Raw genomic sequence first — 13,280 nt, forward strand, 5'->3', positions numbered from 1 at the left:
TTTGAATGGAATCGGAATCACATGGCCAAAGGGTATTCAGACGAGCTGCGCCAGCAGGTGATAGCCTTCATTGAGGAAGGCCATACCGTCCGGCAGGCAGCGGAAAAGTTCAGTGTCAGCCCCAGCTTTGCTGCCAAATCGCACAAGAAGCACGTCGATCAGGCCGCGCAGCCGCTTTTGCCGGAGCAAGAGCCGGTTGAGGATGACGAGCAGCCTGAAAACGATGCCGAGATAACAGCGGCGGATCTCGCAGAGATCCTGGGCGTTTCGAAGCGGGCAATATCCGATTACGTCGAACGTGGAATCATCGTGAAGACAGGTCGGAATCGCTTCGACCTGCGCAAGTCCGTCCAGCTCTATTGCGAGCACCTGCGCGGGATCGCGGCGGGGCGAGGCGGTGACAATGTCGATACGCTCGCAACAGAACGCGCCAGACTGGCGCGAGAGCAGGCCGACCAGGCAGCATTGCGTAATGCTGCAATGCGCAAGGAATTGGTCCCGATTGCCGAGGTTCGCAACGAATGGGTTTCGATAGCCCGACGGGTCCGAAACGTGATGATGGCGGTTCCATCCAGATGCCGCCAGATGCTGCCCCACCTAACCACTTTCGATGTCGACCTGATCGACGAGGAAATTCGCACGGCACTTACAGAGCTTGGTGAAAAGGACGATGACGACGGCTCTGGCGATCTTGCGGCGGGCGGTGTGGGAAGCCCTGACGCCGCCACCGAAACTGAAGCTCTCGGATTGGATTGAGCAGACAGTTTATCTTCCTGAGGGTGTATCGTCTCTCACTGGTCGGGTCAGGCTCTGGCCACCGCAGCGCGAGATTGCCGACGCTATCGGCGACAGCGCGATAGAGCGTGTCACACTGGTGAAGCCGGTGCGCGTCGGCTTCACGACGCTTCTGACAAGCGCGATGGCCAGTTTCTGTTCGAACGATCCGTCGCCGATCCTTTCGCTCCTGCCGACTGAGGCCGACTGCCGCGACTATATGGTTTCGGATGTCGAGCCTATCTTTGATGCCTCGCCTGCACTCAACGGATTGTTGACCGGCGATGTGGATGAGGGCGGCAGAAACACTCTGCTTTCCCGGCGCTTTCCAGGCGGCTTTCTGAAAGTCATTGCTGCGAAGGCACCCCGCAACCTGCGCCGCCATAATGTGCGCATCCTGTTTATCGACGAAGCTGACGGCATGTCGGCGACCAAGGAAGGGTCGCCGATCCTGCTTGCCGAGCGCCGGACCCTGTCGTTTGCGGATCGCAAGATCGTTATGGGGTCGACACCGGTTTATGAGGAAACCAGCCATGTGCTGCAATCCTATGAACAGTCTGACAAGCGAATTTATGAGGTGCCTTGCCCTGAGTGCGGGTACTTCCACGAAATCCAGTGGTCAGACATTCAGTGGCCGGAAGGTGAGCCGGAGAAGGCCTATTATGTTTGCCGGGAGTGTGGCTCGGTTATCGATGAACGCCACAAGCCCGGCATGGTTGCGAATGGTCGCTGGCGGGCATTGAAGCCGGAAGTCAAGGACCATGCAGGGTTTCGGATTAATGCCCTGATATCCTTGCTACCGAATGCCTCTTGGGGTCGGTTGGCGAAAGAGTTTGTCGGCGCGAAGAATGATCCGTCGAAGCTTCAAACGTTCATCAACACGATCCTCGCGCAAGGCTGGAAGGAAAACACTGACGAGCTGGATGATATCGAGCTTGCAAGCCGCGCCGAAGATTTCAGTCTGGTTGCGGAAACTCCAGACGATGACGATGCGACGGCCACGACCGGCATTCCTGTCCAGGTTCTCATCATCACCGCAGGCGTTGACGTGCAGGATGATCGATTGGAAATCACCTTCATTGGCTGGGACAAAGAGGGGATTCCTTACGCCCTCGGACATGAGGTGATCTGGGGTCGATACGACGATCATACAACCTGGTCGGAATTGGATGTTGCTCTCGGCACTCAATGGGATCATCCGCTCGGCGGCAAGATCAAGGTCGATGCGACCTGCATCGATAGCTCGGACGGCGAAACGATGGAGACTGTCTATCGTTATGCTTTCCCGCGGTTCCGCAGGCGCGTGTTTGCGATCAAGGGCGTGGGCGGCAACCGGCCATGGATTGAGAAATCCAAGTCCACCGTCAAGGGTGGAAAGCTGTTCATCGTCGGTGTCGACGGCATCAAGAGTCATATTTTCGGTCGGCTGGCGCGCGCAGGTTCCATGCGTTTTTCGAAAGTTCTGCCTGTTGTCTGGTTTGAACAGCTCGTAGGTGAGCAACTGGTAGTCAAATACTCGCGCGGACAAACGGTTCGGCAATTCGTGCCAGTGCCGGGGCGACGACACGAAGCTCTCGACTGCACGGTTTATGCCTTCGCCGCTCGCCAGATGGTGAATGCGAACTGGGCGCACCGTGAGGGCGAGTTGTCGACGCCACCGGAAATCAAACCTGTTTCATCCCTTCCACAGATCGCACCTTCGGAGTGGTTATAGTCATGGCGTCAATAGACGATCAGATCGCAGCGCTAGAGGAAGCTATTCTGACCGGCGCGAAGAAAGTCATATTCCACTCAGGCGGCACCCGCCGTGAAGTGGAATATCATTCCTTGAAAGATATGCGGGAAGCGCTTGCGGATCTTCGGGCCCGTAAATCACGCGGCCCTCGCACTATTCTGGCGGCGTTAGACTAATGGGCATTGGGAACATTCTTGATAAGGCCATCGGCTACGTGTCGCCGGAGGCAGGCTTGCGCCGTGTTCGTCACCGGGCTGCAATGGAGATCGTCCAGCGTAGCTATTCCGGTGCGGAAACAAATCGCCTGAAATCAGGCCGTCGTGCAAAGTCGACATCGGCGGATGCCGAGATCGCTCGCGCCGGTCGCAAGCTTCGCGACCGTATGCGGGATCTGGTCCGCAACAATCCTTATGCGGCGAAAGCAGTTTCCGAGCTGGTCAGCCATGCCATCGGTGACGGCATTATCCCACGCTCGAAAAACAAGGAAGCAATCAAGCTTTTCCAGGAATGGAGCAAGGTTTGCGATGCTGATGGCGATCTCGACTTCAACGGCATCGTTGCCCTGACCGTCAGAGAGATGTTTGAAAGTGGTGACGGTATTGTACGCCGCCGCCGCCGCAGGTTGGAAGATGGATTGCCGGTCCCGCTGCAGCTACAGGTGATTGAATCGGACCTGCTCGATAGTACCAAGGAAGGGGTATTATCTGGGGGCGGCAAGGCAATTCAGGGGATCGAGTTCGATGCGATAGGCCGCAAGCGCGCCTACTGGATGTTCGGGTCTCACCCCGGAAACAGCTTCTTTGACCCGCAATCGACCATCGTTTCGAAGCCCGTTCCGGCAGCTGATATTGCGCATGTCTTCGAAAAGCAGCGCACGCAGGTCAGGGGCGTTCCATGGGGAACGCCTGCGATGGACGATACATTCGATTTGGCCGAGTACGAACAATCCGAGCTTGTCAGAAAACGCCTTGAGTCCTGCATTGTCGGTGTGATGACCGGCGGTGACATTGACGACACAATAGGTATGCCGCTGACCGGCAAGGATGGCGAGGCAACAACACCGGGCATTTACAATGTGCACGGCCAGCGTGTCGAAAAGTTCACGCCGGGCATGTTCTACAATGCAGTTGGCGGTCGAGATATGAAATTCTCTCAGCCTGCCGTAACCGACAGCTACGATCCTTATAAAGTTTCGATGCTGCATACGATCTCAGCTGGTTGGCGCGTTCCCTATGCACTGATGACGGGTCGCCTCGACAAGGTCAATTACTCGTCGAGCAAGATCGGTCTGGAAGGCTTCCGGCGCATGATCTCAATGCTGCAATGGCAGATCATCATACCGATGCTATTGCAGCCGATGTGGGACTGGTTCTGTGAAGCTGCCTATCTCGCCGGGAAGATCAGCACTCCGACAGTGGCGGTGGAATGGTCGCCGCCGCGTTTCTACTCGGCGGATCCGCTGAAAGATGTGAATGCCAGGATCAAGGAAGTTCGCGCCGGTTTTCGTTCGCTCTCATCTGCAATCGCCGAGACCGGTGAAAACACTGATGACGTTCTGGACGAAATCCAGTCGGACAATGCCAAGCTCGACAAGCGCGGCATCATCCTGGACAGCGATCCACGCCGCATCTCGCAGGCGGGTCAGGTCCAGCAGCCCGTCGATACCGACGATCCTCCTGAGAAGGACGAAAACGATGACGAAACTTAACCTGCGCAAAATGCCGGACAGTCTGCCAATGCAGATGCAGGAAGTCCGGCTGTTGCCTTCCGGTGTCGATGCTGAAACGCGTACGCTGGATCTGGTATGGACTACCGGCGCAACTGTTCGCCGTCGCCGTTTTGCCGGCTGGGATACGGTAGTACCGTTCGACGAGATCCTGCTTGTCAGCGATAAAGCAATCGATCTGTCGCGGATGAATGCCGGTGCGCCGGTTCTTGATAGTCATTCCGTCTGGTCGACATTTTCGCAGGTCGCGGTTGTCGAACGGGCGTGGGTTGACGGCGGTGAAGGTAAAGCGAAGATACGGTTTCCAAAAGCCGGGATCGACGAGCGCGCCGACCGCATGTTCGGCCTTGTCTCCGATGGCATCATCAAAAATGTGTCGGTCGGCTATTCCATCGACAAGATCCGTATCGAGGAAGCCCAGAAAAAGGGCGATGTCGAAAAGGTGTTCGTCGAGCGTTGGACGCCGAACGAAATTTCATTCGTGACGGTTCCGGCAGATCCCGGCGCACAGGTTCGCAATCACGCGGATACGTTCCCGCTCATGATCGACCGTAAGTCGGTCTCGACCTTTGCGGCCTCAGCCCGGATGAGAATGGCCGAAGCCGTCCGCCGCCTCGCTTAATCCAGCAATTCTATTTCCAGTTTGCCGCCTGCAATTCTCCGGGGGTTGCAGGGCGACGGCGCTTGTTTTGCCCGGTACATAGAAGGAAACGCACACCATGAAAAAGGGTGCTTACATTTTCGCGACCGTCGCCGCATTTGTCTGCGTCGGTCTGGCTATGGCGTTGTTCGCCGCAGATCCATCGCATGCAGCATCCCTCGATTATCGTGCTTTCGTACAGCCTGACGGAATGCACCTGATCGGTGCCAACGTTGCCTTGCTGGGCCTGCGTTCGAAGCTGAAAGAGATTACTGGCCGTGCGGAAGCTACTCGCGCTCGTATTACCGATGATCTCGATGAAGATGCTGTTCGGGCAATCGAGCAGGAACATACGGCTATTCTGGCCGAAGCCGACCAGGTCCGGGCGGATATTACCCGGATGGAAAACGAACAACGCAACGCGCCGACTGTTGATCCGTCCGTTCGAGCCGCAGTCGATGAGGCGGTGAATGCCGAGCGTGAGCGTTCCAGCATTATTGAGGATCTGGCTACCCGTTCCGGTTTTCCGGATCTCGGTCGTGAGCATGTTCGCGCAGGCACACCGGTCGAGCAGTTCCGCAGCTTGCTCCTTGATCACATGGTCTCGAATGAGCGCCAGAGCCCGACTGACAGCCGTGTGCGTGTCGATGTGGTCCACGATGAGGCGGTCACTCGTCGGTCAGCCCAGATTGAGGCGCTGGCATACGGTCTCGGTGCCCCGACGCCGCAGGCTGGTCCTTCCGCAGCTGCTCGCCAGTATATGGGTATGGGCCTTGTCGATCTGGCTGCCGAGAGCGTCAACTATCGCGGTCGTCGCATGATGAATGCCCGTGACATCGACGATGTGTTTACGCGCGCTTCGCATTCAACCTCTGATTTCCCGGCAATATTCGAAGGTGCCGTCAACCGGACGCTCGAACAGCGCTATGCGCTTGCCCAGCCGACATTCAAGCGATTCGCACGCAAGCGAAATTTCCGTGATTTCCGTCCCGATACCACCGTTAAGGTCGGTGATTTCCCGCTCCTGAAAAAGGTGCTGGAAAACGGCGAGATCAAATACGGCTCGTTCGGTGAAGGTAAGGAGCAAGTGCAGGCGTACAGCTATGCCATCGCGCTCAACATCAGCCGCCAGATGTTGATCAATGACGACCTGGGGGCGATCTCCGAGCTTCTGACCAGCTATGGTGCGTCGGTCGCACTGTTCGAGGAAGTCACTTTCTATGCGGGTGCGTTTAACGGCAAACTTGCTGACGGCAAAACCGTATTTGATGCGGATCATAAGAACCTGGCCGCTACCGCTTCTGCCATCACCGTTGATAGCGTCGGACTTGGTCGCACGGCTATGGGCAAGCAGGAAAGCAAAGATGGAAATCCGTTGCTGTCCAACTCGCCGCGGATCATGCTTGTCGGGCCGGATAAGCTGACCGAAGCTGAAAAGCTTTTGACCTCGATCACGCCTGCGACAGTTGCGAATGTCAACATTTTCTCTGGCAGGCTTGAGCTGATCGAAAGCACCCAGATCAAGGGTAATGCCTGGCATCTGTTCTCTGACCCGGCAGCAGGCTCGAACTATCGCTGGGGCTATCTGGAAGGCTACGAGGCACCGCGCGTGCGCATGGATGAGCCGTTCGGGCGTCAAGGTTTCAGCATGTCGGTTGAACATGACTTCGGCTGTGGCGCGACCGACTATCGCTTTGGCTACAAGAACGCCGGGGCCTGATCAACTGCTGGCGGGTCGATTGACCCGCCATCCTTTCCGTTCTGATCCTTCATAAGGAAAAACTCCCATGAAAAACTATATTCAGGCCGGTGACAGCGTCACCGTTCCGGCTCCAGCCGACGTGAAGTCTGGCGACCTGGTTGTTGTCGGCGATCTGTTCGGCGTTGCCCAGTTCTCTGCAAAAGCTGGCGAAGATGTGGAAATCGCTACCAAGGGCGTCTTCGCCTTGCCGAAGGTTTCCGCGCAAGCGTGGGTCGTTGGCGCCAAGGTCTATTACGTTGCCGCTGACAAGAATATCTCGACGGCGGCATCCGGCAATACCTTCATCGGTCACGCCACCGAAGCGGCAGCAAACCCGTCCGAGTTCGGCGCGGTGCGTCTTTCGGTGTAAGCGACATGGCGAACTGGCGAAAACTGGAAGCTATGGTCGATCAAAAGATGGCACGTAGCTATGGCGAGTCGGTTCGCCTGTCTTTCATGAAAAAGCAGGTGATCGATCCTGATCGGCCAACGGTCGAGATTATCGCACTCCTGCATGTCGGTGGGGATGACTCGCGCGCTCCCGGTCCTACCGGGACGTATCGATCTCGGTTGTCGTTGGGCGAGGCGGAACTGTTCCTTGATCGTTCAACCTACACCGGCCCTAATCCGGAGGTTGGCGACAAGGTCCGCGCGAATGATAGGGCGGGAAAGCCCTGGTTTGAAGTCGCCGCAGTATCGGATCGATATAGCAATCTCATCGTCGTGAAGCTGGGGCAGATCTGATGTCTATTGGTCGAATTGCACTGCGTATCGCGACAATCGGGGCACTTAACGGTTCGACCTCGGTCGGTTCGAATGTTCTCGACAGTGAAATTGGATCGATTGATGTCGGCGCGGACGGTAGCCTTCGCACCGATCAGGAGAAGCCCTTTATCTCGGTTTATACCGACGGATCGAAGGCGGAAGATCTGAGCGGTGCGCGACGCCTCTGGCAGAACGGGCTTACTGAACTTTTGATTGAAACGGGCGTCGCAGCGTCGATGGTCGAAACCAATCAGGAGACAGGCGAAAGCACGATCATTCCGGGAATACCTGCAACTGACTCCGCCTTCGAATTGTTTCTCGATGTCGTCGATAGGCAATCAATCGCCGCCTTGATGGATCCAGACAATCCATGGGCAGAGATTTGGCGGACGCTTGTTCGCGATGTCGTGAAAGTCGAGCGCAGGCGAACGGCTGATGCCGAAACCGGCACCCGTATGGCAGCGCATCAGCAAAGCATCACCTGTGATTTGTTGCCGGATCCGGTTTTCGGCGAGCAGGTTGCGTCGACTTCGGTATGGCAGAAACTGCTCGATCAGATGGAAGCGGTCCAGCATCCGTATTTGCAGAAACTGCAAGAACTGATGGGCGTAACCGTCACACAGCGTAATTCCATCGATCAGCGCCGACGGTTTGGTTTCACGCTGGATGAGGCGAGGGCGCTTTGCGATGTGCCGCCGCTGGCAGCGGAAGCGACAGAACCAGACATTACGCGGATCGATTTCAAGAAAATCTGATGGCTGACAATCTCGCTGATATTCTCGTCGAGCTGCACCGCCGACTGTTCGAGGTCGAGCGCCGCCTGGCAAATCATCGTCGAACCGGCGTGATCGATGAGATCGACCATGGCAAAGGCGTCGCTCGTGTGAAAATCGAAGGCGGCGAGCAGCCTTTCCGAACAGGCTGGATCCCGTGGAAGGAAATCGCAGCAGGCGGAATCTCGACACATATTCCTCCAACGGTCGGACAGCAGGTCGATGTGATGTCAGAAAGCGGCGATCTTACAGACGCCGTTATTGATTTCTCGACGCACTCGAACGCTAACCCGCGCCCGCACGATGGTCCGGACGCGGTGATAGTCAAGGGCGGTGTCCGCTTTTTCATCAGCGATGACACTGTCACGATTGATGCGGCAAACATCACTTTTACTGCCTCCAACGGAAATCTCGCCTGATGCCACTGATCGTTCGTCTCGGTGATACTTCCAGTCATGGCGGCACCGTAATTTCGTCAGCCGACAAGTGGAGCTGCGAGGGAAAGCTCATCGCCAGAAAAGGCGATCTGCATTCCTGCCCCATTCCCGGCCATGGTGTCACGCCGATTGTATCGGGATCATCGAAATTCATCTGCGAAGGCGATCCCGTGGCGCGAACCGGCGACGCGACGGGTTGCGGCGCAAGTCTCATTTCTGGCGCGACCAAATGGTCGTGCGACTGACCAAAGGAGAACAGGCGATGAAAGTCATCGTGAAGGAAAGCGGCTTTTACGGCGGCACCTATTACATAGCCAAAGCCGTAGAGCAGGAAATGCCGGATGCCGTTGCCAAACAATTTATGGCTCCCTACGGTCATCAGCTGGAAAAGCCGTCTGACCGGCAAAAGGCCGTGCGCCCAGTGAAGGAATAAGCCATGTCATCGCTCGGCTTTTCGAACGTGGATGGTTCACTGCTGGCGGGCTTTGACCATGTTCGGCAGTCGATTGAGGTCATTCTAACAACGCCGGTTGGATCTCGCGTGATGCGTCGGGACTTCGGTTCGGAGCTGATGGGCCTGATCGATAGGCCGATGAATGATCGTGTCATTCTCGGCATCTATTCAGCCTGCGCCATGGCCGTTGCGAAATGGGAGCCGCGCTTTGCGGTAACCGGCATAAACATAGGCGATCTGAGCGAACAGGGCGTCATCAATCTCCAGATACGGGGTGTCTATTACCCGAACGGTCACAAGGGCGATTTTTCAGTGACCGAAGGCGAGACCTCCACGAACATCACAATAGCAAGGACTATGTCATGAGCCGCTTTGTTGCGCCGAACCTGGCTGACCTTGGCGATGTTCCAAGCGTCGTCGCTGTTGATTTTGAGGAAATCAAAAGCTCACGCGACGAATACCTGATTGCCGCGCTGGAGCGGTTCGGCGTTTCTTACGATGTTGAGAAGTTGGAAACCGATCCCATGGTGATCGCCTTTTCGGAAGGCGGCGGCTATCAGGAGATGAAGTTTCGCCAGCGGGTCAATGAAGCAATCCGCGCCCTGTCACTTGCGACGGCCATCGGCGGCGACCTTGACCATATCGCAGCGACGTATGCCGGGATCTCGCGCCTTGTCTACGATAATGCCGAGGACGATCAGCCGGAAAATTCGCAATGGGATCCGGTTTTGGGGAAGTGGGTCGAACTTGACGATATATTCCGCGCCCGCGTCCTGCTTGCCTTTGAAGCGTTTTCGACCGCAGGGCCGGAGGGTGCATATGCCTTTCATGCCCTGGAGCTGGATGGAAAACGGGATATTGCCGATGTCGCGGTCTATTCCGAGGAAGATGCTGCAACCTATACGAATGGGCTTCATGCAGATGCCTATTCAATGGGTCTGATCCCGAACCCGTTTTCTGGTCGGGCTACCGGCGATCCAGTGCTAGCGCCTGAAATTCTGGTCGTAATTCTTCCGACGGTTACCTACGGCCTTACAGATCAAACGTTGTTGAACCGGGCGTTCGAGGCGGTGACGCCGAAGGACGTTCGGCCAATTGGTGACAATGTTCGTATCGAGCCTGCAACAGTCACGGCCTACGATATCGAGGTCACACTTTATTATGCGCCGGGTGTCGATGTGTCGGCTATGGCAGCGGAAGCGAAAAAGCGGCTGACTGCTTATGCAGCGTCCCGCCGTCGTATCGGATTGGCTGTGCAGCGTGAGGTGATCGGCGGTCGCGCGGCGGTTGATGACAATGTCACTGTCGAAGTTGTTTCGCCTGTGGCTGATATCGAGCCGGGCTCGAAAGGTGTCGGACAAGTCGGCACAATCACGGTCAATACGGTTGAAACGCAAGGATCGTGGCAATGACGCCAGCAGAATCAATTGACGCTGTTGCAGATCTCGCACGCTCCATTCTTCCTGCGCGTTCTTCGCCCCTCACTGTCGCGTTGCTCGCTGCTGAACTGGCACGGATTGCGACAGTTGATCCCACCGTCATTGCGACGATCTGGAATCCTGCCACGTGCCCTAAGGTCCTGTTGCCATATTTGGCCATGGGGGTGTCCGTCGATGTCTGGTCCGCAGACTGGCCAGAGGCGCAACAGCGCCGGGTTATTGCTGCTTCACCTATGGTGCATCGTCTCAAGGGTACGCGTGGTGCGGTTGAGCGGGCGCTGGCAGCGTTTGAGCTGGAAACCAGCATTGTCGAGTGGTGGGAGGATGGTTCAAGGCGCGGGACGTTCCGGGTCGAGATCCTTTATCGCAATGGCAGTCCGGTTTTTGATCTGGAAGTGCAGGCAGCGGCAATCGCATCGGTTGATGCTGCCAAGCCGAAATCGCGTGTGTTTGGAACACGTGCAGTCATTCAGGCTCGTGGCACGACCTACATCGGTGCATTTCCCCGAACTAATCTGACTGCAATTGCCCATCCGTTTGCATTCGAACCGCCCGTATTAAGGGCATACAGTTTTATTGCCGGTGCGCCGTGCGCCTTCATATCGGCAACTGCTCATTACAAGGTTTAATACTATGGCTCAAAACACGTTCGCTTTGATGACGAACCTTGGCCGCGCGAAGGAAGCGGCGGCGCTTGCCAACGGTACTTCCGTTGTCATTACTCACATCGCAATTGGTGACGGCACAACCGTTCCGTCGGGCGGCGAAACTGCGCTTTACCATGAAGTTGCCCGCAAGGCGATTTCTGGTCATGGCACTGTGGTGGGTGCATCGAATGTGGCTTACTTCGATATTTTTCTGGAGGCTGCGGAAGGCCCTTACACAATTCGGGAAGCGGGCCTGATTGATCAGGATGGCGATCTGATTGCCATCGCGAGATATGATCCGCCTATTAACAAGCCGGTGCCAGCCAGTGGGCAGACAGTCGAAGGAACCGTTCGTTTAGAAGTCGCGTTTTCGAACCTTGCGAACGTAACGATTATTGTAGATCCGTCTTTCACAATTCCGTTGCAACGTGTTTCACGTTTGCCGTGGCTTCCTGTTGTCTCAATGAGTGTTACGGCGCCACCGGCCTCACCGGCAATCGGCGATGTCTATCTTGTTCCGACAGGGGCAACAGGGGCGTGGGCTGGGCAGTCGGGAAAGATCGCTGAGTACACGACTGCAGGTTGGGCAATCCTCACACCGCCAAACGGACACGGCGTTTCCCTGCCAGATGGCCGGGTTTATGAGCGCGTTGGCGGCGCTTATGTAGAAAAATTTGCCATCGATGTTCAGACAGGTAAATGGCTATACGTAGTCGCCGAAGGAACCGTGAACGCGCTGACAGCTTCACTGATCCCTGCTCCACCGGCGCTCGTGGCAGGGCTTTCAATAAAAATTAAAGCCATCGGCGCAAATACGGGCGCTGTCACGCTCAACCTGAATTCATTAGGCGCTAAAGCAGTCGTTCGTGCATCCGGTGGCGCATTGCAGAAAAACGATATCGTCGCAGGGCAGATCGTAGAGCTCGTCTACGATGGTGCCGCATTTCAGATCAGCAATCTAAATCCGGCTCTATTGCCAACCCGTTCAAGCAGGACTTTCAACACCGTTGGTACCCAAGCATGGGTTGTCCCTGATGGGGTTTACAGTGTGAGGGTACGGCTGTGGGGCGGCGGAGGCGGTGGCGGCGGTGCTGCGGCAGGCGCGGCAGCTGCTGGAGGCGCTGGCGGTGGTTATGCTGAGGGGACTTACGCTGTAGTACCCGGCCAATCAATCAATGTCACAGTTGGCGCGGGAGGGACGCGAGGAAACGCAACGGTCTGGAATGGCGGCACTGGCGGAACATCTTCTTTTGGAACGATGATTTCAGCCATGGGCGGCGGCGGCGGCGGTGGCGCTGCCACCTCGGGCGTTATTGGCAATGGCGCTCAAGGCGGCGGAGCGTCAGGCGGACAATTCTCTGTTGGAGGCCAGCCGTCTGCAAACGCTTACTTTGATCTCACACCCAAGCATGGTTCGGGTGGAGCTGGCAGTTATGGCACTTCAGGTACGGGTATGTCGGTTTCCGGTGGCCTCACAGCTAGTTATCCGGGTGGCGGCGGCGGTGGAGGTGCAGGAAACTCCCAAGGCGGATTGGGCTCTGATGGCCTCGTTGTTCTTGAATGGTAAGGAATAAACCGATGAAATTCGGAAGAATTACGGATGACATTGTGGTTGAAGTGGTTGCTCTTCCAGATGGATCCGAGCCGGCTGATTACTATCATCCTGATGTGGCAGCTATGTTCGTTTCGGTACCAGACGCAGTCGAGGCCGGATGGATCAGCAACGGCAGGGACTTTGTTAAGCCACCTCGATCAGAGGTTGATCTGACTGCATTGAAGAAAGCGTTGAAGATTGAAATTGACGATGCAGCAGAAGTCGAACGCCTGAAATACATCACGCCGGGTGAAGGTCAGGCAATGACCTATCAGCAGAAGGTCGATGAAGCGCGAGCGTTTAAAGCCGCGAGCAATCCAAAGGCAGCTGACTATCCCGTGCTGTCGTCGGAAGTGGGCATTACTGCGGAAACGCTATCCGAGGTAGCCGATATTGTCCTTGCTGCCTTTGCATTATGGCAGCAGATAGGTGCCGCAATCGAGGCAGTCAGGCTTGGTGCGAAGCGGGATATTGACGCCGCCGCAGATGAAGCGGCTGCCCGTGCCATTGTTGATGCGATTGAGTGGCCGCAACCGGCGCTCTGATTTTTCCTGA

Annotated in this window: 17 protein-coding genes; all 17 read left to right on the plus strand. The window is 56.4% G+C overall.

The genetic code is table 11. From position 1 onward, the window contains the following. The first annotated feature begins 21 nt into the window (after window positions 1–21). The 17 genes from OHI65_RS14875 (at window position 22) to OHI65_RS14955 (ending at window position 13,270) form a co-directional block, all read left to right on the plus strand. On the plus strand, window positions 22–756 hold the full coding sequence (locus tag OHI65_RS14875; protein ID WP_264359121.1) for a terminase small subunit: 735 nt from the start codon (window positions 22–24) through the stop codon (window positions 754–756). Continuing rightward, window positions 671–2,488 (plus strand): phage terminase large subunit family protein, encoded by a 1,818-nt coding sequence (locus OHI65_RS14880; RefSeq protein WP_264359122.1) that lies wholly within the window; start codon window positions 671–673, stop codon window positions 2,486–2,488. Before OHI65_RS14875 ends, OHI65_RS14880 begins: the two co-directional genes overlap by 86 nt. 2 nt (window positions 2,489–2,490) lie before the next feature. Further along, window positions 2,491–2,685: a phage head-tail joining protein gene (locus tag OHI65_RS14885; RefSeq protein WP_041545160.1), complete on the plus strand. Its 195-nt coding sequence runs from the start codon at window positions 2,491–2,493 to the stop codon at window positions 2,683–2,685. Further along, window positions 2,685–4,217: a phage portal protein gene (locus OHI65_RS14890; protein ID WP_264359123.1), complete on the plus strand. Its 1,533-nt coding sequence runs from the start codon at window positions 2,685–2,687 to the stop codon at window positions 4,215–4,217. The genes OHI65_RS14885 and OHI65_RS14890 overlap by 1 nt, the downstream gene beginning before the upstream one ends. Further along, a complete protein-coding gene (locus OHI65_RS14895; RefSeq protein ID WP_264359124.1) occupies window positions 4,204–4,857 on the plus strand; it encodes a hypothetical protein in 654 nt (217 codons plus the stop codon). Before OHI65_RS14890 ends, OHI65_RS14895 begins: the two co-directional genes overlap by 14 nt. Before the next feature lie 97 nt (window positions 4,858–4,954). Beyond that, the gene (locus OHI65_RS14900; RefSeq protein ID WP_264359125.1) at window positions 4,955–6,595 is read left to right on the plus strand and encodes a hypothetical protein; all 1,641 of its coding nucleotides are present in this window, start codon (window positions 4,955–4,957) and stop codon (window positions 6,593–6,595) included. 67 nt (window positions 6,596–6,662) lie between these two features. Further along, complete coding sequence (locus OHI65_RS14905) at window positions 6,663–6,986, plus strand: DUF2190 family protein (protein WP_264359126.1); 324 nt, start codon at window positions 6,663–6,665, stop codon at window positions 6,984–6,986. Between the two features lie 5 nt (window positions 6,987–6,991). Then, complete coding sequence (locus tag OHI65_RS14910) at window positions 6,992–7,360, plus strand: hypothetical protein (RefSeq protein WP_264359127.1); 369 nt, start codon at window positions 6,992–6,994, stop codon at window positions 7,358–7,360. Continuing rightward, a complete protein-coding gene (locus OHI65_RS14915; protein WP_264359128.1) occupies window positions 7,360–8,136 on the plus strand; it encodes a hypothetical protein in 777 nt (258 codons plus the stop codon). The genes OHI65_RS14910 and OHI65_RS14915 overlap by 1 nt, the downstream gene beginning before the upstream one ends. Then, window positions 8,136–8,573 carry a phage baseplate assembly protein V gene (locus tag OHI65_RS14920; protein ID WP_151654484.1) on the plus strand — a complete coding sequence of 146 codons (438 nt, stop codon included), beginning with the start codon at window positions 8,136–8,138 and terminating at the stop codon, window positions 8,571–8,573. Before OHI65_RS14915 ends, OHI65_RS14920 begins: the two co-directional genes overlap by 1 nt. Next, window positions 8,573–8,836, plus strand: a complete 264-nt coding sequence (locus tag OHI65_RS14925; protein WP_264359129.1) for a PAAR domain-containing protein — start codon at window positions 8,573–8,575, stop codon at window positions 8,834–8,836. Before OHI65_RS14920 ends, OHI65_RS14925 begins: the two co-directional genes overlap by 1 nt. 17 nt (window positions 8,837–8,853) lie before the next feature. After that, window positions 8,854–9,024, plus strand: a complete 171-nt coding sequence (locus OHI65_RS14930; protein ID WP_192798617.1) for a hypothetical protein — start codon at window positions 8,854–8,856, stop codon at window positions 9,022–9,024. A gap of 3 nt (window positions 9,025–9,027) precedes the next feature. Continuing rightward, complete coding sequence (locus tag OHI65_RS14935) at window positions 9,028–9,411, plus strand: GPW/gp25 family protein (RefSeq protein WP_264359130.1); 384 nt, start codon at window positions 9,028–9,030, stop codon at window positions 9,409–9,411. Continuing rightward, on the plus strand, window positions 9,408–10,457 hold the full coding sequence (locus OHI65_RS14940) for a baseplate J/gp47 family protein (RefSeq protein WP_264359131.1): 1,050 nt from the start codon (window positions 9,408–9,410) through the stop codon (window positions 10,455–10,457). The genes OHI65_RS14935 and OHI65_RS14940 overlap by 4 nt, the downstream gene beginning before the upstream one ends. Next, complete coding sequence (locus OHI65_RS14945; RefSeq protein ID WP_264359132.1) at window positions 10,454–11,113, plus strand: phage tail protein I; 660 nt, start codon at window positions 10,454–10,456, stop codon at window positions 11,111–11,113. The genes OHI65_RS14940 and OHI65_RS14945 overlap by 4 nt, the downstream gene beginning before the upstream one ends. Before the next feature lie 4 nt (window positions 11,114–11,117). After that, entirely contained in the window at window positions 11,118–12,698 is a 1,581-nt protein-coding gene (locus OHI65_RS14950; protein WP_264359133.1) for a phage tail protein, read from the plus strand. A gap of 11 nt (window positions 12,699–12,709) precedes the next feature. Further along, window positions 12,710–13,270: a hypothetical protein gene (locus OHI65_RS14955; RefSeq protein WP_264359134.1), complete on the plus strand. Its 561-nt coding sequence runs from the start codon at window positions 12,710–12,712 to the stop codon at window positions 13,268–13,270. Window positions 13,271–13,280: the final 10 nt, after the last annotated feature.

The organism is Brucella sp. MAB-22 (assembly GCF_025908475.1).
In the GTDB taxonomy this organism is placed as follows: domain Bacteria; phylum Pseudomonadota; class Alphaproteobacteria; order Rhizobiales; family Rhizobiaceae; genus Brucella; species Brucella anthropi.

Excerpts from the sequence above, each read along its gene's own strand:
- OHI65_RS14950 (WP_264359133.1), top strand. The coding sequence starts at position 11,118 with ATGGCTCAAAACACGTTCGCTTTGATGACGAACCTTGGCCGCGCGAAG.
- OHI65_RS14925 (WP_264359129.1), top strand. The coding sequence starts at position 8,573 with ATGCCACTGATCGTTCGTCTCGGTGATACTTCCAGTCATGGCGGCACC.
- OHI65_RS14880 (WP_264359122.1), top strand. The coding sequence starts at position 671 with ATGACGACGGCTCTGGCGATCTTGCGGCGGGCGGTGTGGGAAGCCCTG.
- OHI65_RS14930 (WP_192798617.1), top strand. The coding sequence starts at position 8,854 with ATGAAAGTCATCGTGAAGGAAAGCGGCTTTTACGGCGGCACCTATTAC.
- OHI65_RS14890 (WP_264359123.1), top strand. The coding sequence starts at position 2,685 with ATGGGCATTGGGAACATTCTTGATAAGGCCATCGGCTACGTGTCGCCG.
- OHI65_RS14885 (WP_041545160.1), top strand. The coding sequence starts at position 2,491 with ATGGCGTCAATAGACGATCAGATCGCAGCGCTAGAGGAAGCTATTCTG.
- OHI65_RS14940 (WP_264359131.1), top strand. The coding sequence starts at position 9,408 with ATGAGCCGCTTTGTTGCGCCGAACCTGGCTGACCTTGGCGATGTTCCA.
- OHI65_RS14900 (WP_264359125.1), top strand. The coding sequence starts at position 4,955 with ATGAAAAAGGGTGCTTACATTTTCGCGACCGTCGCCGCATTTGTCTGC.
- OHI65_RS14920 (WP_151654484.1), top strand. The coding sequence starts at position 8,136 with ATGGCTGACAATCTCGCTGATATTCTCGTCGAGCTGCACCGCCGACTG.
- OHI65_RS14875 (WP_264359121.1), top strand. The coding sequence starts at position 22 with ATGGCCAAAGGGTATTCAGACGAGCTGCGCCAGCAGGTGATAGCCTTC.
- OHI65_RS14955 (WP_264359134.1), top strand. The coding sequence starts at position 12,710 with ATGAAATTCGGAAGAATTACGGATGACATTGTGGTTGAAGTGGTTGCT.
- OHI65_RS14945 (WP_264359132.1), top strand. The coding sequence starts at position 10,454 with ATGACGCCAGCAGAATCAATTGACGCTGTTGCAGATCTCGCACGCTCC.
- OHI65_RS14895 (WP_264359124.1), top strand. The coding sequence starts at position 4,204 with ATGACGAAACTTAACCTGCGCAAAATGCCGGACAGTCTGCCAATGCAG.
- OHI65_RS14905 (WP_264359126.1), top strand. The coding sequence starts at position 6,663 with ATGAAAAACTATATTCAGGCCGGTGACAGCGTCACCGTTCCGGCTCCA.
- OHI65_RS14915 (WP_264359128.1), top strand. The coding sequence starts at position 7,360 with ATGTCTATTGGTCGAATTGCACTGCGTATCGCGACAATCGGGGCACTT.
- OHI65_RS14910 (WP_264359127.1), top strand. The coding sequence starts at position 6,992 with ATGGCGAACTGGCGAAAACTGGAAGCTATGGTCGATCAAAAGATGGCA.
- OHI65_RS14935 (WP_264359130.1), top strand. The coding sequence starts at position 9,028 with ATGTCATCGCTCGGCTTTTCGAACGTGGATGGTTCACTGCTGGCGGGC.